22 protein-coding genes and 3 pseudogenes are annotated in these 22,054 nt (G+C 68.2%); 18 read left to right on the forward strand and 7 right to left on the reverse strand.

Annotation, left to right across the window (positions count from 1 at the left end):
• Positions 1–2,409: efflux RND transporter permease subunit (locus VTU_RS25205; protein ID WP_010099984.1), on the forward strand; the 2,409-nt coding region annotated here is incomplete at its 5' end.
• A gap of 323 nt (positions 2,410–2,732) precedes the next feature.
• Here VTU_RS25205 and VTU_RS0101010 read toward each other — a convergent pair.
• Positions 2,733–3,347: a glutathione S-transferase family protein gene (locus VTU_RS0101010; protein WP_010099985.1), complete on the reverse strand. Its 615-nt coding sequence runs from the start codon at positions 3,345–3,347 to the stop codon at positions 2,733–2,735.
• A 122-nt stretch (positions 3,348–3,469) separates the two neighbouring features.
• Between VTU_RS0101010 and purB the strand changes: the two genes are divergently transcribed.
• From purB to VTU_RS0101020, 3 genes are read left to right on the forward strand one after another with little or no spacing between them, the layout of a single operon-like run.
• Positions 3,470–4,573 carry an adenylosuccinate lyase gene (gene purB, locus VTU_RS25210; protein WP_236610608.1) on the forward strand — a complete coding sequence of 368 codons (1,104 nt, stop codon included), beginning with the start codon at positions 3,470–3,472 and terminating at the stop codon, positions 4,571–4,573.
• Complete coding sequence (locus VTU_RS34585; RefSeq protein ID WP_236610609.1) at positions 4,477–4,848, forward strand: adenylosuccinate lyase family protein; 372 nt, start codon at positions 4,477–4,479, stop codon at positions 4,846–4,848. Before purB ends, VTU_RS34585 begins: the two co-directional genes overlap by 97 nt.
• Positions 4,849–4,852: 4 nt before the next feature.
• Positions 4,853–5,413, forward strand: a complete 561-nt coding sequence (locus VTU_RS0101020) for a YaeQ family protein (RefSeq protein WP_010099986.1) — start codon at positions 4,853–4,855, stop codon at positions 5,411–5,413.
• A gap of 35 nt (positions 5,414–5,448) precedes the next feature.
• Here VTU_RS0101020 and VTU_RS0101025 read toward each other — a convergent pair whose 3' ends face one another.
• The gene (locus VTU_RS0101025; protein ID WP_010099987.1) at positions 5,449–5,856 is read right to left on the reverse strand and encodes a DUF3717 domain-containing protein; all 408 of its coding nucleotides are present in this window, start codon (positions 5,854–5,856) and stop codon (positions 5,449–5,451) included.
• A gap of 96 nt (positions 5,857–5,952) precedes the next feature.
• Here VTU_RS0101025 and VTU_RS0101030 point away from each other — a divergent pair, with 96 nt between their 5' ends.
• The 9 genes and pseudogenes from VTU_RS0101030 (at position 5,953) to bioF (ending at position 12,950) form a co-directional block, all read left to right on the forward strand.
• The gene (locus VTU_RS0101030) at positions 5,953–6,171 is read left to right on the forward strand and encodes a DUF3460 family protein (RefSeq protein WP_010099988.1); all 219 of its coding nucleotides are present in this window, start codon (positions 5,953–5,955) and stop codon (positions 6,169–6,171) included.
• 118 nt (positions 6,172–6,289) lie between these two features.
• Entirely contained in the window at positions 6,290–7,876 is a 1,587-nt protein-coding gene (gene nadB / locus VTU_RS0101035) for an L-aspartate oxidase (protein WP_010099989.1), read from the forward strand.
• Positions 7,877–7,897: 21 nt separating this feature from the next.
• Positions 7,898–8,536 (forward strand): 7-carboxy-7-deazaguanine synthase, encoded by a 639-nt coding sequence (queE, locus tag VTU_RS0101040; RefSeq protein ID WP_010099990.1) that lies wholly within the window; start codon positions 7,898–7,900, stop codon positions 8,534–8,536.
• Positions 8,537–8,545: 9 nt separating this feature from the next.
• Positions 8,546–8,875, forward strand: a pseudogene (locus VTU_RS34590) (6-carboxytetrahydropterin synthase); the annotation flags it as partial.
• 102 nt (positions 8,876–8,977) lie between these two features.
• Positions 8,978–10,312 carry an adenosylmethionine--8-amino-7-oxononanoate transaminase gene (locus tag VTU_RS0101045; RefSeq protein WP_029553980.1) on the forward strand — a complete coding sequence of 445 codons (1,335 nt, stop codon included), beginning with the start codon at positions 8,978–8,980 and terminating at the stop codon, positions 10,310–10,312.
• Entirely contained in the window at positions 10,309–10,971 is a 663-nt protein-coding gene (gene bioD, locus VTU_RS0101050; RefSeq protein ID WP_010099992.1) for a dethiobiotin synthase, read from the forward strand. Before VTU_RS0101045 ends, bioD begins: the two co-directional genes overlap by 4 nt.
• A gap of 48 nt (positions 10,972–11,019) precedes the next feature.
• Positions 11,020–11,292, forward strand: coding sequence for a hypothetical protein (locus tag VTU_RS0101055; protein WP_010099993.1), 273 nt, complete (start codon positions 11,020–11,022; stop codon positions 11,290–11,292).
• Between the two features lie 161 nt (positions 11,293–11,453).
• Entirely contained in the window at positions 11,454–11,714 is a 261-nt protein-coding gene (locus tag VTU_RS0101060) for a hypothetical protein (RefSeq protein WP_010099994.1), read from the forward strand.
• A 15-nt stretch (positions 11,715–11,729) separates the two neighbouring features.
• The gene (bioF, locus tag VTU_RS0101065; RefSeq protein WP_010099995.1) at positions 11,730–12,950 is read left to right on the forward strand and encodes an 8-amino-7-oxononanoate synthase; all 1,221 of its coding nucleotides are present in this window, start codon (positions 11,730–11,732) and stop codon (positions 12,948–12,950) included.
• Positions 12,951–12,956: 6 nt separating this feature from the next.
• Here the strand turns inward: bioF and VTU_RS0101070 are convergent, their stop codons facing one another.
• From VTU_RS0101070 to gpmA, 4 genes are all read right to left on the reverse strand, one after another.
• Positions 12,957–13,364 carry a response regulator gene (locus VTU_RS0101070; RefSeq protein ID WP_029553981.1) on the reverse strand — a complete coding sequence of 136 codons (408 nt, stop codon included), beginning with the start codon at positions 13,362–13,364 and terminating at the stop codon, positions 12,957–12,959.
• A gap of 123 nt (positions 13,365–13,487) precedes the next feature.
• Positions 13,488–14,237, reverse strand: a complete 750-nt coding sequence (locus tag VTU_RS0101075; RefSeq protein ID WP_010099997.1) for a HesA/MoeB/ThiF family protein — start codon at positions 14,235–14,237, stop codon at positions 13,488–13,490.
• Between the two features lie 22 nt (positions 14,238–14,259).
• On the reverse strand, positions 14,260–15,696 hold the full coding sequence (locus tag VTU_RS0101080; protein WP_010099998.1) for a S41 family peptidase: 1,437 nt from the start codon (positions 15,694–15,696) through the stop codon (positions 14,260–14,262).
• A gap of 138 nt (positions 15,697–15,834) precedes the next feature.
• Positions 15,835–16,578 (reverse strand): 2,3-diphosphoglycerate-dependent phosphoglycerate mutase, encoded by a 744-nt coding sequence (gene gpmA / locus VTU_RS0101085; protein ID WP_010099999.1) that lies wholly within the window; start codon positions 16,576–16,578, stop codon positions 15,835–15,837.
• A gap of 75 nt (positions 16,579–16,653) precedes the next feature.
• On the opposite strand from gpmA, the gene VTU_RS0101090 reads away from it, so the two are divergent.
• From VTU_RS0101090 to VTU_RS25215, 4 genes and pseudogenes are all read left to right on the forward strand, one after another.
• On the forward strand, positions 16,654–17,058 hold the full coding sequence (locus VTU_RS0101090; RefSeq protein WP_010100000.1) for a rhodanese-like domain-containing protein: 405 nt from the start codon (positions 16,654–16,656) through the stop codon (positions 17,056–17,058).
• Between the two features lie 103 nt (positions 17,059–17,161).
• On the forward strand, positions 17,162–17,422 hold the full coding sequence (gene grxC, locus VTU_RS0101095; protein WP_010100001.1) for a glutaredoxin 3: 261 nt from the start codon (positions 17,162–17,164) through the stop codon (positions 17,420–17,422).
• A gap of 109 nt (positions 17,423–17,531) precedes the next feature.
• Complete coding sequence (gene secB / locus VTU_RS0101100) at positions 17,532–17,996, forward strand: protein-export chaperone SecB (RefSeq protein ID WP_010100002.1); 465 nt, start codon at positions 17,532–17,534, stop codon at positions 17,994–17,996.
• A gap of 37 nt (positions 17,997–18,033) precedes the next feature.
• Positions 18,034–19,046: pseudogene (locus VTU_RS25215) on the forward strand (NAD(P)H-dependent glycerol-3-phosphate dehydrogenase).
• A gap of 30 nt (positions 19,047–19,076) precedes the next feature.
• Here the strand turns inward: VTU_RS25215 and ylqF are convergent.
• A complete protein-coding gene (gene ylqF / locus VTU_RS0101110) occupies positions 19,077–20,036 on the reverse strand; it encodes a ribosome biogenesis GTPase YlqF (protein ID WP_029553982.1) in 960 nt (319 codons plus the stop codon).
• A gap of 292 nt (positions 20,037–20,328) precedes the next feature.
• On the opposite strand from ylqF, the pseudogene VTU_RS0101115 reads away from it, so the two are divergent.
• Positions 20,329–22,054, forward strand: a pseudogene (locus VTU_RS0101115) (hypothetical protein); the annotation flags it as partial.

The following is a 22,054-nucleotide window of genomic DNA, read 5'->3' on the forward strand; positions in this document are numbered from 1 at the left end:
CGCCATGTGCGGCTCGACGAGCTGGCCACGGTGTCGGACGACGTCGCCGAGCCGCGCGCGCTGGCGCTGCTCGACGGCCGGCCCGTGGTCGGCTTCGAGGTCGCGCGCAGCAAGGGTGCGAGCGAATTGGAGGTGGGCACTGGGGTGCAGGCCGCGCTCGACGCACTGCGCGCGCAGCACCCGGACCTGCAGATCACCAAGGCGTTCGACTTCGTGCAGCCGGTGCAGGAGGAGTACGACGGCTCCATGCACCTGCTGATCGAAGGCGCGCTGCTGGCCGTGTTGGTGGTGTGGATCTTCCTGCGCGACTGGCGTGCCACCTTCGTGTCCGCCGTGGCGCTGCCGTTGTCGGTCATCCCGGCGTTCATCGGCATGCATTTTCTGGGCTTTACGATCAACGTGGTCACGCTGTTGGCGCTGTCGCTGGTGGTGGGGATTCTGGTGGACGACGCCATCGTCGAGGTCGAGAACATCGTGCGCCACCTGCGCATGGGCAAAACGCCCTACCAGGCGGCGATGGAAGCCGCCGACGAGATCGGCCTGGCCGTGGTGGCGACCACCTTCACGCTGATCGCGGTGTTCTTGCCCACGGCGTTCATGGCCGGCATTCCGGGAAAATTCTTCAAGCAGTTCGGCTGGACGGCGTCACTCGCGGTGTTTGCCAGCCTGGTGGTGGCGCGCGCGCTGACGCCGATGATGGCCGCCTACATCCTGCGGCCCATCGTGCACGGGCACCAGGACCCGCGCTGGATGCGCGTGTATCTGCGCTGGGCGGCGTGGTGCATAGGGCACCGCGGGCTGACCTACCTGGCAGCGGCGGTGTTCTTCGTCGGCTCGCTGGCGCTCATCCCGCTGCTGCCCACGGGCTTCATCCCGCCCGACGACAACTCGCAGACGCAGGTGTATCTGGCACTGCCGCCGGGCAGCACGCTGGCGCAGACCCACGCTGCGGCCGAGGACGCGCGCCAGCGCATCGCCCGGGTGGAGCACGTGCAGCGCGTGTACACCACCATCGGCGGCGGTTCGGCCGGAGCGGACCCGTTCGCCGGGGGCGCGGATGCGCAAACGCGCAAGGCCACGCTCACCATCATGCTTTCCACGCGCGGCGCGCGGCCGCGCAAGCAACTTATCGAGCAAGCAATCCGCGCGGCGCTGGTGACCCTGCCCGGCGTGCGCAGCAAGGTCGGCTTGGGCAGCTCGGGCGAGAAATACGTGCTGGTGCTCTCGGGCGAGGATCCGCAGGTGCTGGGCAGCGCGGCGCTCGCCGTGGAGAAGGACCTGCGCCGCATTGCGGGCCTGGGCGCAATCTCCTCCACGGCCAGCCTGGTGCAGCCGGAGATCGCCGTGCGCCCGGACTTTGCGCGCGCCGCCGACCTGGGCGTGACCAGCAGCGCCATCGCCGAGACGCTGCGCATCGCCACCGTGGGCGACTACGACATGGCGCTGCCCAAGCTGAATCTGGCGTCGCGCCAGGTCCCCATCGTCGTCAAGTTGCAGGACGACGCGCGCCAGGACCTGGCGCTGCTCGAACGCCTCACGGTGCCGGGCAGCAAGGGCCCGGTCATGCTCGGCCAGGTGGCCACGCTGGAGTTCAGCGGCGGCCCCGCGATGGTGAACCGCTACGACCGTGCGCGCAACGTGAACTTCGAGATCGAGCTCTCCGGCCTGCCGCTGGGCGACGTCGCCAAGGCGGTGCAGGACTTGCCTTCGATCAAGAACCTGCCACCGGGCGTACGCCAGATCACGATCGGCGACGCCGAGGAGATGGGCCTGCTGTTCGCCAGCTTTGGCCTGGCCATGCTCACCGGCGTGCTGTGCATCTACATCGTGCTGGTGCTGCTGTTCAAGGACTTTCTGCACCCGGTGACTATCCTGGCGGCGCTGCCGCTGTCGCTCGGCGGCGCGTTCGTGGGGCTGTTGATCGCGCAAAAGAGCTTTTCCATGCCCTCGCTCATCGGGCTCATCATGCTCATGGGAATCGCGACCAAGAACTCCATCCTGCTGGTCGAGTACGCCATCCTGGCGCGCCGCGAGCAGGGGCTGACGCGGCGGGAGGCGCTGCTCGACGCCTGCCACAAGCGCGCGCGTCCGATCATCATGACCACGCTCGCCATGGGCGCGGGCATGCTGCCCATCGCGCTGGGGTTTGGCGTCGCCGACCCGAGCTTTCGCTCACCGATGGCGGTGGCGGTGATCGGCGGACTGATCACCTCCACGCTGCTGAGCCTGCTGGTGATTCCTGCGGTGTTCACGGGGATCGACGACATCGGGCACGGGGTGGCGCGCCTGCTGCGCCGCCTGCTCGGCAGGCACCCGACCCCCACCACAGCACCGCCTGCGAGACAAGACGGGATTTCCCTTGGTCATGGGGCCGACGCAGCAGGCGAACGCGCTCCCCGGACACCATGAAATTCTTTTTACATTCCCTCGATAAAAATCGGCTAGACTTCGGAACCGTACCGCCCTGGTGTCACTCTCTTGTTCGTGGCGCAAGACAATTGTGGCAACTGTCACAATCGCGCGGCACGAAACCATGGTTTTACGTTGCGAAGCCTTTTGGGCCCCCGGGTTCCGACTGACCTCCTGAAGCGCTTTTCCTCCCTCCCTCTCTGATTCGTTTCGGGACGCTTCGCAACTTTTTTTATTCCGACCGCCAGCCAGGGGGAGCTGGCGGCACATCAACCCAATACCCCCACACCCCGCCGCGCGCCCTGTCCGGGCGGGCGCGGCGCTCAGGAGGGCCGGGTCTCCGCGAAGCTCGGGCGTTGCATCAGCTTGTCCAGCAGCCGACCCAGGTTGGGATGGGCGTTGCGCCAAGTGATTTCGGGAAAGCGAAATTCCAGCCAGCCCAGCGCGCAGCCCACGGCGATGTCCGACAGGCTCAGGGAGACGCTGCTGCAATACGGCCTGTCCCCCAGGCGCTGGCCCATGAACCGCAGGCCGTCGTGCACCTTGCGCAGCTGGCGCTCGATCCATGCTTGGCTGCGTTCGCCGTCCCCGCGCGGCACCCAGTGGGCCTCCAGGCGCGCGAGCACGGCGGCGTCCACGACGCCGTCGGCCAGGGCTTCCCAGGTCTTGACCACGGCGCGTTCGCGGCCCTTGGCCGGAATCAGCTTGCCGACGGGCGACAGGGTGTCCAAGTATTCCACGATCACGCGCGAGTCGAACAGGACTTCGCCCCCATCGATCACCAGGCAGGGGATCTTGCCCAGCGGGTTCGAGGCCGGGACTTGGCTATCGTCTGCCCAAACGTCGTCTTGCACGAACTGGTAGTCGAGTTTTTTTTCAGCCAGCACGACGCGCACCTTGCGGACGTAGGAACTGGCAGAGGTTCCGATCAATTTCATGGTCTGTTTACATTGGGGCAAGCTTGGACGATCAGCGATCGATTCTATCGGCAGAAATCCGTGGAGAAACCCGGGAAGGCTGGCTCTCGGGCGGTGCTTGCCGGCCCCTACAATGGCGCGCCATGAGCCTGCCCACCCTCACTGCCTTGTCGCCGCTCGACGGCCGATACGCCGCAAAGCTTTCCGCCCTGCGCCCGATCATGAGCGAACACGGCTACATGCACCGTCGGGTGCAGGTGGAAGTGGCCTGGTTCATCGCCTTGTCCGACGCGGGTTTTGCCGAGTTCAAACCCCTGACCACCGGCGCCCGGGCCTACCTGCTGGGCTTGGTGAAGAACTTCTGCGAGGCCGACTCCCTGGCCATCAAGGAGATCGAAAAGACCACGAACCACGACGTCAAGGCCGTCGAATACTGGATCAAAAGCAAATTCGAGGCGCGCCCGGAACTGCAAAGGGCCGCAGAGTTCGTGCACTTTGCCTGCACCAGCGAGGACATCAACAACACCAGCCACGCCTTGCAATTGCGCTCGGGCCGCGACCAGATCGTGCTGCCCAGCCTGGACCGCATCCTGCTCAAGCTGCGCGAGATGGCGCATGTCTTTGCCGATACGCCCATGCTCAGCCGCACCCACGGTCAGACGGCCAGCCCGACCACGGTGGGCAAGGAAATGGCCAACGTGGTCATGCGCCTGCAAACGGCCTGCGAGCGCATCGCCGCAGTGAAGGTCATGGGCAAGATGAACGGCGCCGTGGGCAACTACAACGCGCACCTGTCCGCCTGGCCCGACTTTGACTGGGAGGCCTTCAGCCGCAAGGTCGTCGAAACCCCCGAACCCCTGGGCCTGGGCCTGACGTTCCAGCCCTACAGCATTCAGATCGAGCCGCACGACTACATGGCCGAACTGTTCGACGCCATGGCGCGCGCCAACACCATCCTCATCGACTTGGCGCGCGACATCTGGGGCTACGTCAGCCTGGGCTATTTCAGGCAGCGCCCGCGGGCCGGCGAGGTCGGCTCGTCGACCATGCCGCACAAGGTGAACCCGATCGACTTCGAGAACGCCGAAGGCAACCTGGGCCTGGCGAACGCGCTGCTCAGGCACCTGTCCGAAAAGCTGCCGGTCAGCCGCTGGCAGCGCGACCTGACGGACAGCACCGTGCTGCGCAACATGGGCGTCGCGCTGGGCCATGCCACGCTGGCCTACGCGCGCTGCTCGCGGGCCTGAACAAGCTCGAAATCGACGAACGGACCTTGGCCGCCGACCTGGACGCCGCGTGGGAGGTGCTCGCCGAACCCATACAAACGGTGATGCGCCGCTTCGGCGTCGCGGGCGCGTATGAGAAGCTCCGGGAGCTCACGCGCGGCCAAGCCGTGACGGCGCAGGCGCTGCACGATCTGATCCTGTCGCTGGAAATTCCCCAGGCGGAAAAAGACCGCCTGCTGGCGCTGACGCCGGGCAGCTACCTGGGCCTGGCCGCCGTGCTCGCGCGCCGCGTCTGATGGCATGGCGACCAAGGCCACGATCTTCAAGGCGCAGCTGCAAATCGCCGACATCGACCACGGCTACTACGCCGAGCACGCGCTCACGCTGGCACGCCACCCCAGCGAGACCGACGAGCGGATGATGGTGCGGCTCGCGGCGCTGGCGATTCAGGCGCACCAAATGCAGGCGCTGTGCCGGGGCGACGGGACCCTGGCGTTTGGCGCGGGCCTGTCCGACCCGGACGACCCGGACGTTTCGTTGACCGACTTCAGCGGGCGCCGGCGCCTGTGGATCGAGGTCGGCCAGCCGGATGGCAAACCCCTGGCCCGCGCCTGCAGCAAGGCCGACGCGGTGCTCGTCTACTGCTTTCACGGCGCGGCCGAGGTCTGGTGGAAGGGCATTGCTGCGCAGCTCTCGCGCTTCGAGCGGCTGCAAGTCTGGCGCATCCCGAGCGCGGCGTCGCAGGTGTTGGCGCAACTGGCCGAGCGCAGCATGCAAGTGCAGGCCACGCTGCAGGATGGGTCCGTGGCCCTGAGCAGCGCGCAGGGCTGCGTGCTATTCGAACCCCAGCGCTGGAAGTAAGTTGCGGGGCGCGCCTCGCCGCTCGGGAGCGGTGCTCAGCCGGGCGCTGCCGTCGCGCGCTCGGCGTAGCGGTTGAAGCGCCAGGCCGAATGCTCCAGCGTGATGCGGCGCCACACCCGGCGCTTCTCCGCCGGGCCCATGGAGGGCCAGCGCTGGACCTCGTCGAAAGTGCGCCCGCAGCCCTTGCACAGCGCGTCGCCCTGGCTCGTGGAGCAGACGGCGATGCAGGGCGTGTCGGGCGTGCTGTCGTACCAGGCCAGCCAGGCGGCCAGGGCCTGCGGTGCCAGGCCATCGACCTCGTCCTCGTGCCGGTAGACCATCTGCGCGTAGACCTCGCCGAGCGCGCGCAACTCGGGCGCCAGCGTGACGCCGTCGGGGGACGGCGCGCGGCTGCGCCAGTAGTTGATCGCGGCTTCGATGTCGGTGATGTGGATGGCGGCCATGGCGGGTGGCGGTGGCAGGGGCTGGATCATAGCCGCGCGCGTGCGGCCGGGGCCGCGGGGGCCCGGTAGAATCCACGCCCGAGAGGTTTGCCGTCCATGTCCATTTTCCGCCGCCCCGACTACCAATCCGACGCCACGCAGTTCATCAACCAGCTCAAGGCCAACAGGCCCGAACTGGAAAACGAGCAACGCGCCGGCCGCGCCCTGCTATGGGACAAAAAGGTCGATCGCAAGCTCTGGAGCGACTACCGCGCGGCCCGGGTCGCGCAAAGGCCCTATGTCTACCAGACCGACGTTCAGACCGGTGCCGATTGATCCGCGCATCGGCCGCGGGCGCAGGGTTTTCCGGCGCTGAGCGTTCCGTATTCTCCGGTGGCGCTGGCGCCGCCACCCCGACCGGCGACCCCGGAATTTCACCCTCGCAGCGCACACCATGGCAGCCCACGACTTCGACGTCCTCATCGCCGGCAGCGGCCTGGCCGGCCTGTGCGCCGCGCTGCACTTGGCGCCCACGCACCGCGTGGGCGTGATCACCAAGCGCGAGCTGGAGGACGGATCGAGCACCTGGGCCCAGGGCGGAATTGCCGCCGTGCTCGCCGACGGCGACAGCTTTGCCGCCCACATCCAGGACACGTTGGAGGCCGGCGCGGGCCTGTGCGACCTGGCCACCACCCGCTTCGTGGTGGAAAACGCGCCCGCGGCCATCGCCTGGCTGCGCCAGCTCGGGGTGCCCTTCACGCTCGACGGCGAGCGGCTGCACCTGACCCGCGAGGGCGGCCACAGCGCGCGCCGCATCGCGCACGTGACGGACGCCACCGGCGCCGCCGTGCAGCGCACGCTCATCGATGCGGTGCGCGCCACGCCGGGAATCACGCTGTTCGAGCAGCACACGCTGGTGGACCTGATCACCCCGCGCAAGCTGGGGGGCAGCGGCCACCGTTGCCTGGGCCTGTACGCGCTGGACGGCGTGCGCGACACCGTCGTCACCCTGCGCGCGCCGCAGACCATTTTGGCCACCGGCGGCGCGGGCAAGGTCTACCTGTACACCACCAACCCCGATACCGCCACCGGCGACGGCATTGCCGCCGCCTGGCGCGCGGGCTGCCGCGTGGCGAACATGGAGTTCATACAGTTCCACCCCACGGGGCTGTACCACCCGCACGCCAAGTCCTTTCTCATCAGCGAGGCAGTGCGCGGCGAGGGCGGGCGGCTGCTGCTGCCACCGTCGGCCGGTGGCGCACGCTTCATGCCCGAGCACGATGCGCGCGCCGAACTCGCGCCGCGCGACGTGGTGGCCCGTGCCATCGACTACGAGATGAAGCGCCATGGACTGGACTGCGTGCACCTGGACATCTCGCACCGCAGTCCGGCGTTCTTGCAGGCGCATTTCCCGCATATCCTGGCGCGCTGCGCGGCGCTGGGAATCGACATCACGCGCGCGCCCATCCCCGTGGTGCCCACGGCGCATTTCACCTGCGGCGGCGTACTCACCGACTTGGCGGGCCGCAGCGACCTGCCCGGCCTGTACGCCGTGGGCGAGGTGGCCTGCACCGGCCTGCACGGCGCGAACCGGCTGGCGAGCAACTCGCTGCTCGAATGCATGGTGTTTGCCCGCGCCGCCGCGCAGGCCATTGCTGCGGCGCCCGCCGCCGAGCTGCCCGAGCTGCCCGCCTGGGACGACAGCCGCGTGACCGACGCCGACGAATCCGTGGTCATCTCGCACAACTGGGACGAGCTGCGCCGCTTCATGTGGGACTACGTGGGAATCGTGCGCACCAACAAGCGCCTGGAACGCGCGGCGCACCGCATCGCGCTGCTGCAGGGCGAGATCGACGAGTTCTACGCGCACTTTCACGTCACGCGCGATCTGCTGGAACTGCGCAACCTGGTGCAGGTGGCCGAGCTGATCGTGCGCAGCGCGCAGCTGCGCCGCGAGAGCCGGGGCCTGCACTACAGCCGCGACCACCCCGATGCGGCGGCCCCGGCCGCGCCCACCATCCTGGTTCCGGCCATGGCCTGAAACCACCCCGGAACACAGCGCATGCGCTACAGCGTCAAGGAAATTTTCTACACCCTGCAGGGCGAAGGCGGTCAGAGCGGAATGCCCGCCGTGTTCTGCCGCTTTGCCGGCTGCAACCTGTGGACGGGCCGCGAGGCGGACCGCGGCGCCGCGATCTGCCGCTTTTGCGACACCGATTTCGTGGGCACCGACGGCACGCTGGGCGGCAAGTTTTCCACTGCCCAGGCGCTGGCCGACGTGATCGCCGCGCAGTGGCCCGCGCACGACAGGGAGCACCGCCTGGTGGTGCTCACCGGCGGCGAGCCCCTGCTGCAATTGGACGCCGCGCTCATCGACGCCCTGCACGCGCGCCACTTTCGCATCGCGGTCGAGAGCAACGGCAGCATCGCCGCACCGCCCGGAATAGACTGGCTGTGCGTCAGCCCCAAGGCCGGCGCGCCCTGGATCCAGACGCGCGGGCAGGAACTGAAACTCGTATGGCCTCAGGCCGGGATGGACCTGGCGACCATGGCGCGCACCGGGCAGTTCGGCCTGCGCTTTTTGCAACCCATGGACGGGCCGCAGCAGGCCGCGAACATCGCCGTCTGCATCGCCGCCTGCCTGGAGCAGCCCGTGTGGCGCCTGAGCTTGCAGACGCACAAGGTCAGCGGAATACGCTAAGTTTCGGCCATGCAATCGACGGCACTGACCATTTCCCAGCGCTTCTTCTTCGACGCGGCGCACACCCTGCGCCGCGAGATCGAGGCCGAAGGCAGCCTGCGCGTGCACGGCCACAGCTACCACGCCGAGGTCTCGCTCAGCGGCCCCTGCGACCCGGCCAGCGGCATGGTGCTCGACCTGGGCCTGCTGCGCCGGGGCCTGGACGCGGTGCGCGCGCAGCTCGACCACCGCATGCTCGACGAGGTGCCCGGCCTGGGCACGCCCACGCTGGAAAACCTGTGCCTCTTCATCGCGCAGGCCCTGCCGGCCGAACTGCGCCCGCGCGCCTGCCGCGTGCGTGTCTGGCGCGAGGCGCTGGGCGACAGCTGCACGCTGGATTTGCCGATCCCTGCTGCATCCATTGCGCCGCTCACTCCGCCCTGCGACCCGGACAGCGCGCGCATGCGCGCCGCCGCCACCGACACGCTGGCCGCCCGCAGCCTGGCGCATGTGTGGCACCCCTGCACGCAGATGAAGCGCCACGAGGCGCAGCCGCCCGTGGCCATCGCGCGCGCGCAGGGCCCCTGGCTATACGGCAGCGACGGCCGGCGCTATCTGGACGCCATCAGCTCCTGGTGGGTCAACCTGTTCGGCCATGGCCACCCGCACATCAAGGCTGCGCTCGCCGACCAGTTGGAGCGGCTCGACCACGTGCTGCTCGCCGGGTTCACGCACGCGCCGGTGGTGGAATTGTCCGAGCGCCTGGGCGCGCTCACCGGTCTGGGCCATGCGTTCTACGGCAGCGACGGCGCCGCCGCCACCGAGATCGCGCTGAAGATGAGCGCGCATTACTGGCGCAACCAGGGGCGCCCGGGAAAGAGCCGCTTCGTGGGCCTGGCCGGCGGCTACCACGGCGAGACCGTGGGCGCGCTGGCCGTCACCGACATGGCGCTGTTCCGCGAAGCCTACGCCCCGCTGGTGCGCCTGGCCGCGACCGTTCCCAGCCCCGACGCACGCGGCGCAGAGCCCGGCGAGAGCGCCCGGGACGTCGCCCGGCGCGCGGCTGCGGCGCTCGAGGCCTGGCTTGCCGAGCACCACGCCGAGACGGCCGCGCTGATCGTCGAACCCCTGGTGCAATGCGCCTGTGCAATGGCCATGCACGACCCCGAATACCTGCGCCTGGCGCGCGCCCTGTGCACGCGCTACGAAGTGCATCTGGTGGTCGACGAGATCGCCGTGGGCTTTGGCCGCACCGGCAGCATGTTCGCGCACCAGCAGGCCGGAATCCGACCCGACTTCATCTGCCTGTCCAAGGGCCTGACGGGCGGGACGCTGGCGCTGTCCGCCGTGCTCACCAGCGACGCCGTGTACGCCGCGTTCTACGACGACGAGGTGGCGCGCGGCTTCCTGCATTCGCACTCGTACACCGGCAACCCGCTGGCCTGCCGCGCGGCGCTGGCCACGCTGGAACTGTTCGATCAGCTCGACGCCCTGAACACGAACCGTGCGCTGGCCGCGCGCATCGACGCCGCCTGCGCGCCCCTGACCGGGCACCCGCGCGTGCGCCATGCCCGGCGCCTGGGAATGATCTGGGCCTGGGACATCGCCGACACCCGGCCCGACTTTGCGCGCCGCTACCACCAGCAGGCCCTGGCGCGCGGGCTGCTGCTGCGCCCGATCGGAAACACGCTGTACGCCATGCCGCCCTACGTGCTCGACGACGAGGCCGTGCACTGCCTGGCCAGCGGCGCGCTCGCGGCCTTGGAAGCTACCTTGCAGGAGGAAGCCGCCGCATGATCGGCTGCTTCGTCACCGGCACCGACACCGGCGTCGGCAAGACGCTGGTCGCCGCAGGCCTGCTGCACGCCCTGGCACGCAGGCACCGCCGCGTCGTCGGCATGAAGCCCGTGGCCGCCGGTCTGGACGGGAACGGGGACAGCGAGGACGCAAGCGCGCTGCGCGCCGCGTCCACGCTGGCCGTGCCAGCGGCGCTGGACAACCCCGTGCTGCTTGCCGACCCGCTCTCGCCGCATATAGCAGCGCAGCGCGCGGGCGTGCGGATCGACGTGAGCGCCCTGGTGCGCAGCTACCAGGCCCTGGCGGCGCAGGCCGACGCCGTGGTGGTGGAGGGCGCGGGCGGCTTTCACGTGCCGCTGTCCGATAGCGCCACCGGCGCCGACCTGGCGCAGGCCCTGGCGCTGCCCGTGGTGCTGGTGGTGGGTCTGCGTCTGGGCTGCCTGAGCCATGCGCTGCTCACGGCCGAGGCCATCCGCTCGCGCGGCCTGGCGCTCGCGGGCTGGGTGGCGAACCGCGTGCACCCCGCGATGGACGCCGTTGACGAAAACATCGCCTATCTGCGCACCCACCTGGGCGCGCCGCTGCTCGCGGACATTGCGCACCAGAGGCCGCCCGACGCGCGCAGCACGGTGCTGGCACTGCCCGCGCAGTGGCAATAAGCATGGGCCATGCAGGCTTGTATCTGCGACCGATAAAATGGGCGCCTCATGCAAGTCGAGTCCGAACTTTATTCAGCCCTGCTGGACGCCGGTGTTTCCAAGGAGAAAGCCGAGCGGGTGGCGGACGCACTTTCCAGGTCGATTGACCAACGTTACGAGGCCCACAGCGCCGTGCTCGCCACAAAATCCGACATCGAGACGCTTCGCGCCGAGCTTCGTGCCGACATGTTCAAGGCGCTCACGGATCAGACTTGGAAGCTCGCAGGCATTGTCTTGGCTGGAATGGCCTTCGTCGTTGCCGCCCTCCGGTTTGCGCAGTAGCCAGCCGCGGGAACAGTTTCTGGATCGACGAGATCCCCGCCCGCCTGGCCGCCATCGAGGGCGCGCGTTCACACTGCCCGCGCAGTGGCAATGAACGGGGGCCAAGCATGGGCAATGCCGGCTTGTCGCCCTGTATCTGCGACCGATAGAATGGACGCCTCATGCAAATCGAATCGGAACTTTATTCAGCCCTGCTGGACGCCGGTGTTTCCAAGGAGAAAGCCGAGCGGGTGGCGGACGCACTTTCGAAATCGATTGACCAACGTTACGAGGCCCACAGCACCATGCTTGCCACAAAGTCCGACATTGAGGCGCTTCGCGCCGACGTGTTCAAGGCGCTCACGGATCAGACTTGGAAACTCGCAGGCATTGTCTTGGCTGGAATGGCCTTCGTCGTTGCCGCCCTCCGATTTGTGCCGTAGCCAAGCCAGGGCGACATGGAGCCGAATCCGGAGCGCGGGAACAATTCCTGGATCGACGAGATCCCCGACCGCCTGGCCGCCATCGAGGGCGCGCACCTGCTGCGCCGCCGCCGCGTGGTGCAGCCCGCGGGGGGCGCGCACCTGCTGGTTGATGGACAGCCCCTGCTGGCGTTTTGCAGCAACGACTACCTGGGCTTGGCCGGCCACCCGGCGCTGGCCGAGGCCGCGCGCCAGGCCACGCACCGCTATGGCCTGGGCTCGGGCGGCTCGCCCCTGGTCAGCGGGCACAGCGCCGCGAATGACGCACTGGAGCATGAACTCGCCGCCTTCGTGCAACTGCCCCGGGCGCTGTACTTCTACGCGGGCTACGCCACGAACACCGGAATCATCCCCGCGCTGGTAGGGAAGGGCGACGCGCTGTTTTCCGACGCGCTGAACCACGCTTGCCTGATCGACGGTGCGCGCCTGTCGCGCGCCACCATCGTGCGCTATCCGCACGCCGACTTGGCAGCGCTCGGGGCCGCGCTGGCCGCGAACCCCGCGCGGCGCAAGCTGGTCATCAGCGACGCCGTGTTCAGCATGGACGGCGACCTGATCGACATCCCCGCGTTGCTGGCCCTGTGCGAGCGCCACGACGCCCTGCTGCTGCTCGACGATGCGCACGGTTTTGGTGTGCTCGGTCCGCAGGGGCGTGGCAGCCTGGCGCAGGCGGGCCTCACGGGCGCCGCCGCAGCGCGGCGCGTTCTCTACATGGCCACGCTGGGAAAGGCCGCCGGTGTCGCAGGGGCCTTCGTCGCGGGCGACGCCACCCTCATCGAATGGCTATTGCAAGGAACGCGCAGCTACATCTTTGCCACCGCCGCCCCGCCGCTGCTGGCCAGCGCCCTGCGCCAGAGCCTGCGGCTCATGGCCGCGGCCGACGACCGGCGCGCGCAGTTGGACGCGCTCATCGCCCAGCTGCGCGAGGGGCTCGCCGCGCTGCCGCAGCACCTCAGCTGGCGGCTGTTGCCCTCGCAAACGCCCGTGCAGGCGCTGGTGGTCGGCCGCAGCGAAGACGCTCTGGCCCTGATGGACGGCCTGCGCGCCCGGGGTCTGTGGGTGCCTGCGATCCGCCCGCCCACCGTGCCGGCGGGAACGGCCCGGCTGCGCATCGCGCTGTCGGCCGCGCACACGGCGCACGACGTGCAGCAATTGCTGGACGCGCTGCACGCGGCGGCATCCGACCCCGCGCTGTGAGTGCGATCACCGCAGAGGGGAGGGCGCGTCCGCTGCCTTCGGGCCGTTGCCGTGCAGAACGCAGTAATCCACCAGCGCGTCGATTTCGTTGGATTTGTCGAAAACCGCGTCCACCCCCAGCTGCGCGCAGCGCATGCGCACGTCCGGTGTCGCGTAGTTGCTCAGCACCACCATCTTTTGCTCCGGGCGGCGCGCGCGGCAGGCGGCCAGAACCCCCAGGCCGCTGCCCTGGCGCAGAAACAGATCCACGATGGCCAGATCCCACTGGCCGCTGTGCGTCGTGAGCCACTCCTTGCCCGCGTCTTCGGTTTCGGCAATGCCTACGGCCTGCACCGATGCCAGTTCCTCCAGGGTAGCGATCAGGTTCTCCCGAATGGTCGTGTTGTCTTCGACGATGTAGATGCGCAGTTTCACGGGGGAGTCCAGTTTTTGGGCAATGCAAGGATGTGCAAGGACGCGGTGGACGGTTCTCGAATCCAGGCGTTCGAAGGCTCGGATTTTGCCAGCAGCGAGCAGGATCACCCTGTAGGAAAAGGTCTATTGCGCAGAGCACACCGGGCAGTCGGGAGCGCGCTGCACGCGCATGCTGCTCCACTGCATCGAGCGGCCGTCGAGCATCAATAGCCGCCCGGCCAGCGACTGGCCCATGCCCGCCAGCAGCTTCAGCGCTTCGGCAGCCTGCATGGCGCCGAGCACGCCGACCAGCGGGGCAAACACGCCCAGCGTGGAGCAGTGCGCTTCTTCAAAGTCGGCGTCCGGCGGGAAGATGCAGGCGTAGCACGGGGAGCGCGCGGTGCGCGGGTCAAGCACCGTGATCTGCGCGTCAAACCGGATCACCGCCCCCGCCACCAGGGGCCTGCCATGGCGCACGCAGGCGGCGTTCACGGCGTGGCGCGTGGCGTAGTTATCGCTGCAATCGAGCACGACGCTGGCCTCCCGGACCAGGCCGTCGAGCATGGCGGCATCCGCGCGGGCCGCGAGCGCCGTGATCTGCACCCCGGGGTTGATGGCCGCCATCGCCTCGGCCGCCGACTCCACCTTGGGCCTGCCCACCCGGGCCGTGGTGTGCGCGATCTGGCGTTGCAGATTCGTCAGGTCCACCACGTCGCCATCGACCAGCGTGATCCGGCCGACCCCCGCGGACGCGAGGTAGAGCGCCGCGGGCGAACCCAGCCCGCCGGCGCCGATGATCAGGGCATGCGCTGCCAGAATCCGTTCCTGCCCTTCGATGCCCACTTCATCGAGCAGGATGTGGCGCGAATAGCGCAGAAGCTGCTCGTCGGTCATGGGGGTCCGGGCAGCGCGGGGCTCAATTGCCTTTCTTTTCTTCCTTGCGCTCGGTCAAGGTCTTGCTCACGATCACGGTCTGGCCCTTGAGCTGGTTGAGCGCCTGCGCCAACTGGAAATCCTTGTCCGACCCGAACTCCGGGATCTTGCGCTCGGGGATCGGTTTCTTGGCTTCCTCCTCCATGCGCCTGCGTGCTTCCTCGCGGGCTTCTTCGCGCGCCGGGTCCTTTTCCTCCTCGCCCTGGCCGCTGCCCAGGTGCTTGTCGAGGTCGGCCTCGCGCATGCGCAGGGCGGCGAAGATGTTGCCCTCCTGCGACTCGTCGACCATGACGTCCGGCACGATTCCCTTGGCCTGTATCGACTTGCCGCTGGGGGTGTAGTAGCGCGCCGTGGTGAGCTTGATCCCGGTGTCGGGGCCCAGGGGACGCACCGTCTGCACCGAACCCTTGCCAAAGGTCTGGTTGCCCATGATGGTGGCGCGCTTGTGGTCCTGCAGGGCGCCGGCGACGATCTCGCTCGCCGAAGCCGAGCCCTCGTTGACCAACACCACGAGCGGGATCGATTTCAGGGCCTCCGGCAGGCGGCGCAGCGGGTCCGCGCTGCCACGGCGCTGGTAGAACTCGGGCGCGGCCTTGTAGGTGGCCTTGCTGTCGGCCAGCTGACCGTTGGTCGTGACCACGGTGATGTTTTTCGGCAGGAAGGCCGCCGAGATGGCCACTGCGGCGTCGAGCAGGCCCCCGGGGTCGTTGCGCAGATCCAGCACCAGGCCTTTGAGGTGGGGCTCCTGCTTGTAGACCTCTTCCACCTTGCGCACGAAGTCATCCACCGTGCGCTCCTGGAACTGCGAGAGGCGAATCCAGGCGTAGCCGGGCTCGATGACCCGGCCCTTGACGGACTGCGTCCGAATCTCTTCGCGCGTGATGTTCACGGGGAAGGTGCGGCTCTCGTCCCTGCGAAAGATGGTCAGCGTGACCCGGGTGTTGGGCTCGCCGCGCATGCGCTTGACGGCTTCGTTCAAGTTCAGGCCCTTGACGGCGGTGTCGTCGATCTTGGTGATCAGGTCGTTCGTCTTCAGGCCGGCGCGGAACGCGGGAGAGCCCTCGATGGGCGAGACGATCTTGATCAGACCGTCCTCCTGCGTGATCTCTATGCCCACGCCGACGAAGCGGCCGGACGTTCCTTCGCTGAATTCCTTGAAGGACTTTTTGTCGAAATACTGGGAGTGCGGATCAAGGCTGGACACCATTCCGGAGATGGCGTCGGTGATGAGCTTCTTGTCGTCCACGGGCTCGACGTAGTCGGTCTTCACCAGACCGAATACCGCCGACAACTGCTGGATTTCCTCCAGCGGCAAGGGCGCCATCGCGCCGCGCGCGCCCGATTGCAGCGACGCCGTGGTGAGCGCTCCCGCCACCGCGCCGATCGCTACCCACCCGGCAATTTTGAGATTCTGGCCCATACGACACCTTTTATCGCTTCATGCTTGATCAATTACACACCCTGGATGGGGCCGCTACCTGCTGCGCGCAGATGTTCGTTCGTTTATCGCAGGTTTCGGGCCGACCGGACAGGACCGCCCTTCTGCTTTGCGCGGGCTTCACGCGCGGCCTTGCGCCGCCACGGCCGCCGCAGCCTGCGCGGCCGCCTGCGCATCGCCCAGATAGTAATGGCGGATGGGCTGGAGGTCGGCGTCGAGCTCGTACACCAGCGGAATCCCGTTGGGAATGTTCAGACCCACGATGTCGCTCTCGGAGACGCCGTCGAGGTACTTCACCAGAGCCCGGATGGAGTTGCCGTGCGCGGCCACCAGCACGCGCCGGCCCGAGCGGATGGCGGGCGCCATGGCGTCGTTCCAGAAGGGCAGCACGCGGGCCACGGTGTCCTTGAGGCATTCGGTCAGGGGCACGCTGCCGGCCGCCAGCGCGGCGTAGCGGCGGTCAGCGCGCTCGCTGCGCGCATCGTCGGCTTGCAGTGCGGGGGGCGGCGTGTCGTAGCTGCGGCGCCACAGCAGCACCTGCTCGGCGCCGTATTGCCGGGCCATGTCGGCCTTGTTCAGCCCTTGCAGCGCGCCGTAGTGGCGCTCGTTCAGGCGCCAGTCCTTGAGCACCGGGAGCCAGCTGCAATCCATCGCGTCGAGCACGTGCCAGAGCGTGTGCACCGCGCGCCGGAGCACGCTGGTGAAGGCCAGGTCGAACGCCCAGCCCTCGGCCGCGAGCAGCCTGCCTGCCGAAAGGGCCTGCGACACGCCGGTGGGCGTGAGGTCAACGTCGGTCCAGCCGGTAAAGCGGTTTTCAAGGTTCCAGGTGGATTCGCCGTGGCGAATCAGAACGAGTTTGTGCATGGCTTGCCCCGGGAAAGGCGGGTCGCAAATCCATGCATTCTAAAATCGCGCCGTCCGCCAACCCAAGGAAGCCCCGTGAAATTTATTGTTGACAACTGGTATCTGCTCCTCCTCGCACTGGTTTCGGGCGGCATGCTGCTGTGGCCTGCGCTCAGGAACGTCAGCGGCAGCCAGCTGACACCCGCGGCTGCGGTGCAGTGCATCAACCGCGAAAAGGCCGTGGTCATCGACGTCTGCGGGGCCGAGGAATTTGCCGCAGGCCACGTGGGCGGCGCCAGGAACGTGCCCTTGGGCGAACTCGAGGAACGCCTGCCCGCGCTGGTGAAGAACAAGGCCCTGCCCGTCGTGCTGGTGTGCGCCAGCGGGGCCCGCGCCAAGCGCGCGGCGGCCATCGCCAGGAAGCTGGGCTACGAAAAGGCCCAGGCCATGGCGGGCGGCCTCAGGGCCTGGCGCGCGGCCAGCTTGCCGGTGGAAAAATGATCCCCTTGGGGTCGCCCGCGCGGCGGCCCGGGACACGCCCATTTACATGCGGCCGGGGGTCTTGCGCTAGCGTGGTGGAGAACTGTTCAGAGAAGGGATCGCCATGCAAACCGTGAAGATGTACACCACCGCCATTTGCCCCTACTGCATCCGGGCCAAGCAACTCCTCAAGTCCAGGGGCGTGGCGCAGATCGAAGAAATCCGCATCGACACCGACCCCACGGCGCGCGGGCACATGATGGAGCTCACCGGCCGCCGCACGGTGCCGCAGATCTTCATTGGCCAGACGCACGTGGGGGGCTACGACGACCTGCTGGCGCTCGACGGCCGCGGCGAACTCAACGCCCTGCTGGGCGCCGCCTGATGCTGCGCGCGGGCGCGCTGCATAATGCGACCCCATGTGCCCGCTGCGGGAGCCGCTCCCCGGCGGGTTTTGTTTTGCCCAAACCCAAGCTAGCAAAGAGACCGTCGCCATGGCCGATCAAGACAATGCCAACCCCGTATTCCAGATCCAGCGCATCTACCTCAAGGACATGTCGCTGGAGCAACCGCATTCGCCCGCCATCTTGCTCGAACAGGAGCAGCCCAGCGTGGACATCCAACTCGGCGTGGAAGCCAGCCCCGTGGCCGAGGGCATCTTCGAGGTGGCCGTGACCGCCACGGTGCAAACCAAGATCAAGGACAAGACCGTGTTCCTGGTCGAAGCCAAGCAGGCCGGCATCTTCGAGATCCGCAACGTCCCGCAAGACCAGATGGGTCCCATCATGGGCATTGCCTGCCCCCAGATCGTCTACCCCTACCTGCGCGGCAACGTGGCCGACGTGATCAACCGCGCGGGCTTTCCGCCCGTGCATCTGGCCGAAATCAACTTCCAGAGCATGTACGAACAGCAGCAGGCGCAGTCTGCCGACACGGCTGCGCCGACCACCGTGCAGTAATGCGGCCGGCCCGCCGGACGCCGCAGCGCCATCGGCCATGAAAATCGTGCTTCTTGGCGCCGGAGCCTGGGGCTCCGCGCTCGCCATGAGCGCCGCCCGGCACCCGGCGGGCCACGCTGTCACGCTCTGGGCGCGCGACGCCGCGCAGGCGCAGGGCATGCGTGCCGAGCGCTGCAACACGCGCTATCTGCCAGCCATCGCCTTCCCCCCGCGCTGCACATCGCCGACGGCGACCCCGCAGCGCTGCTGCCCGGCGCAGACCTGCTCATCGTGGCCACCCCCATGGCCGCGCTGCGCGGCATGCTGCAGGCGCTGCGCGGTTGCAGCGTTCCCGTGGCGTGGCTGTGCAAGGGATTCGAGGCGGCGCCGGAAAACGACCCCGGCGCGCATGGATTGCTGGCGCACGAGGTGCAGGCGCTGGTCGCTCCCGAACTCATGGCCGCAGCCTTCAGCGGCCCCAGCTTTGCCCAGGAGGTCGCCCTGGGCCAGCCCACGGCGCTGGTCGCGGCGAGCCCGCATTCCCGGGTGCGCGAGGCCCTGGTCCGGTCCTTCCACAGCCCCAGCCTGCGGGTGTATGCGAATGAAGACATCGTGGGGGTCGAGGTCGGCGGCGCGGTGAAGAACGTGCTGGCGATTGCCACGGGCCTGTGCGACGGCCTGGCCCTGGGGCTGAACGCCCGCGCGGCGCTCATCACCCGGGGCTTGGCCGAAATGACGCGGCTCGGTCTGGCGCTGGGCGCGCGGCCCGAGACCTTCATGGGCCTCTCGGGCCTGGGCGACCTGGTGCTCACGGCCACGGGCGCGTTGTCGCGCAACCGGCGCGTGGGCATGCGGCTGGCGCAGGGCAAGAGCCTTGCCCAAGCGCTGGAATCGCTGGGGCACGTGGCAGAGGGCGTCTACAGCGCGCGCACCGTGGCCCAGCGCGCGCACCGGCTGCGGGTGGACATGCCGATCACCCGGGCCGTCGTGGATTTGCTCGACGGCCGGCTCGGTCCCGCCGACGCCGTGGCGCTGCTGATGGGCCGCAGCCCGGCGTCGGAACCGGGGTGATTTGCGCCATTCGTGGCGGCTGGAAGCGGTTCAATCCGGGTCGGCGTGCGCAGCGGCTGCGCGCGCGCCCTTGCCCTTGCTGCGCGCGTCCTTCCTCGCTTGGCGCTTGGCGTCCTCGGCCACGGCGGTGGCGCGCCAAGTCTGGAATTCTTCGGGCGTCTCCAGCGTGATGCGCCCCAGGAGGGCGCTGCGAAAGTCGGTGAGCACGATCCCGGCGGTCTTGGGCAGGTCCACCCGCCCGCCACCCTGCACGGCGCCGCGCCGCCTGCCAATCGCCTGGAGCAGGTCGGCGTCGTGCATGCCGGTCAGCGCGTGCGCGTTCAGACCCAGCTTGTAGCGCGCCTCCAACCGGGGGGCGTAGTGCGCTTGCAGACGGCGCAGCAAATGCAGCGCCACCAGCTCATCGTCGTAGGCATTGCGGCCCATGGCGCCGCTGGCGGCCAGGTGGAGGCCGCTTTCGGGAACGCCGATGCGCGGCCACAGCATGCCGGGCGTGTCCCACAGGTAGAAGTCGTCGGCCAGCGTGATGCGCTGCTCCTGCCGGGTGATTCCGGCCTCGTCACCCGTCTTGGCCTGGCGCTTGTCGCTCAGGGTGTTGATGAGCGTGGATTTGCCCACGTTGGGAACGCCGCAGATCAGCACCCGCAGGGGCTTGGCCATTCCACCCCGCCCGGGCGCGAGCAGCCGGCAGTCGGCAATGAGCTTGCGCGCCGGTGCGCCAGCGCAGGCGTCCAGCGCCACGGCGCGGGTGCCGTCCTGCGCCGCGTACCAGTCGATCCATAGCGCCGTGCGCACGGGGTCGGCCAAGTCCTGCTTGTTGAGCAGCTTAAGCGTGGGCCGGTGGCCCGTGAGCTCGCGCAGCAGCGGGTTGGCGCTCGATCCCGGCAGGCGCGCGTCGAGCACCTCGATCACCACGTCGATGCCCTCGACGCGCCCGGTGATGGCTTTGCGGGTCAGGTGCATATGGCCTGGGAACCATTGGATGGACATGCGCGGGGGGCTTTCTTCTTCGTTCAGGAAATGGACCCGAGGATAAACGCGCTGCGCCTGCATGAGAAACGCGGCATGGCAGCGTTCCCCAGTTCAAGAGCACGCTGGCACAGCCCGTGCAACGTGCGCCATGTGCGCGAACTGACCTGCGCGCAAGAGCAACTCGGGCAGGACTGGGCGGGTGACTTGATCGAGGTGCTGCTTCACCCAAGCCTGTTAGCCTTGCGCCGCGCAGCGAAGCCGCTGCCCGTGTTCAGCACACGCATCCATGTTCGCCAAAGGAGAGGCCGCCTTGTCATTCACCGCAGAGGAATCCGGTTGTGCACCGATGAGTCGCAGCGAACTGCTGCGGGCTTGCCACTACTGGACGGGCATCGAATACTTCAACCTGACCGAGGCGCCCGAGGAGGACGAAAAAAAACGTGTCTGGCGCATCGAACTCAACGCTGACCTGCCGTGGATTGACCCGGATCGCCGCAAGCGCCTGTGGGCGCCCAAGGGTTACGAAACCAAGCTGCTCGCCTTTCTCGGCGTGATGGATATTCGGCAGGTGACTGCTGATTTGCGCACGCTGCTCGGCGCATCACCGGTGGACCCGCGCAAGATGCGTTCTGCCGGCGACACACCGATGATGGTGCTCCAGCTCAACGCCGATGGCTTCGTCACCGGCGAAGTCTTCATCTCCTCGTTGCCCTGGGCGATGGGTCGTGTCGCGCGTGGCGGCAGCATGGCCGACTTCAGCGGATTCGGGGGCGTCTGCGACGGCCTCAAATCGCAGGTGAGGGCCTTGCTCGTGAAGCGCTTGCTGATTTCAGAGCAGGACGATGACAAGGCCAAGCCGGACGGCCCGGATCCAGCGAATCAGGAAGGCAGCGAACGCCTGAGGCCGTTGACCGTCGAGGACGTGCCGCACGTACTGGCGCTGGTGCAGGACGCACTGGGTTGGCGTCCGACCCATGCGCCCACTCTGCTTCAGATTCAGGCGCGGCTGGTGAAGATGTCCGAGTCGGACTCGATGGACGACACCACCCTCTTCAATTCCTTCGTGGCCGAGGACATCCGGATCGTTTGCGGCGAGTTGGCGCAGGGGCACTGCGGGCCTGCCTTGGCGGGCTACTTGCGGGGCCGACGTGCGCCAGACAGGTTCGATTTGCGCGATGGCGATCCCCAGGGTGGCCGTGGCGAGCTGCTCGCTGCCGTGCAGCCGACGCGCATGCCTGCCGGGTGCTGGCCTGACAAGAAACTCGTCATGGCCCAGCAGTTCGCCGTCAACAAGATTGCGAACACGCTGCTGCCCGAGTCCGGCATCTATTCGGTCAACGGGCCGCCAGGCACGGGAAAAACCACGCTGTTGCGCGATGTGGTGGCTGCCGTCGTGGTGGAGCGGGCACGGCGAATGACAGCGTTTGAACGACCGCTGAATGCCATGGGCTCGTCCATCAAGCTCGAAGGTGAATACCGCTACGGCACTCCGAGGGCGATCGACGCGAGCCTGTGCGGCTTGGGCATCGTCGTCGCGTCGTCGAATAACGGCGCGGTCGAAAACGTGACCAAGGAGCTGCCGATGGCGAGCGATGCACTGAACCAGTTCGGGTTGGACTACTTCTCCATCGTCGCCGACTCCGTGGCCTGCGGCAAGCGCGAGAAAGTTCGACCCGCCAAGCGCCGGAATTGGGGCCTGATCGCCGCCGTGCTTGGCAGCGCCTCGCGTCGTCGGTCGTTCGCCGAACGATTCTGGTGGGAGGACACGCCGAAGCCGGACACCGAACCCGATCCGCTGCGTTTGCGCAGCCTTCCAGGTGTCATGAAGGAAGGCTTGCACGGGGCGAAGCCCTGGGCCGAAGCGAGAAGGAATTTCAACGCTGCGCTGCGTGCAGCGCAGGAGCGGGCCGCACACGTTGAACAGGCCGCAGGCAAGGCGATACGATGCGCCGCGCTGGATGAGGCCCACGCGGAGGTTCGTCGCGGTATCGACACCGCCAAAGCGCAGTGCGCTGCGCTGAAGCAAGCGGCGCACG

Origin of the sequence: Verminephrobacter aporrectodeae subsp. tuberculatae At4 (assembly GCF_000193225.1) — a bacterium.
GTDB classification, from domain to species: domain Bacteria; phylum Pseudomonadota; class Gammaproteobacteria; order Burkholderiales; family Burkholderiaceae_C; genus Acidovorax; species Acidovorax aporrectodeae.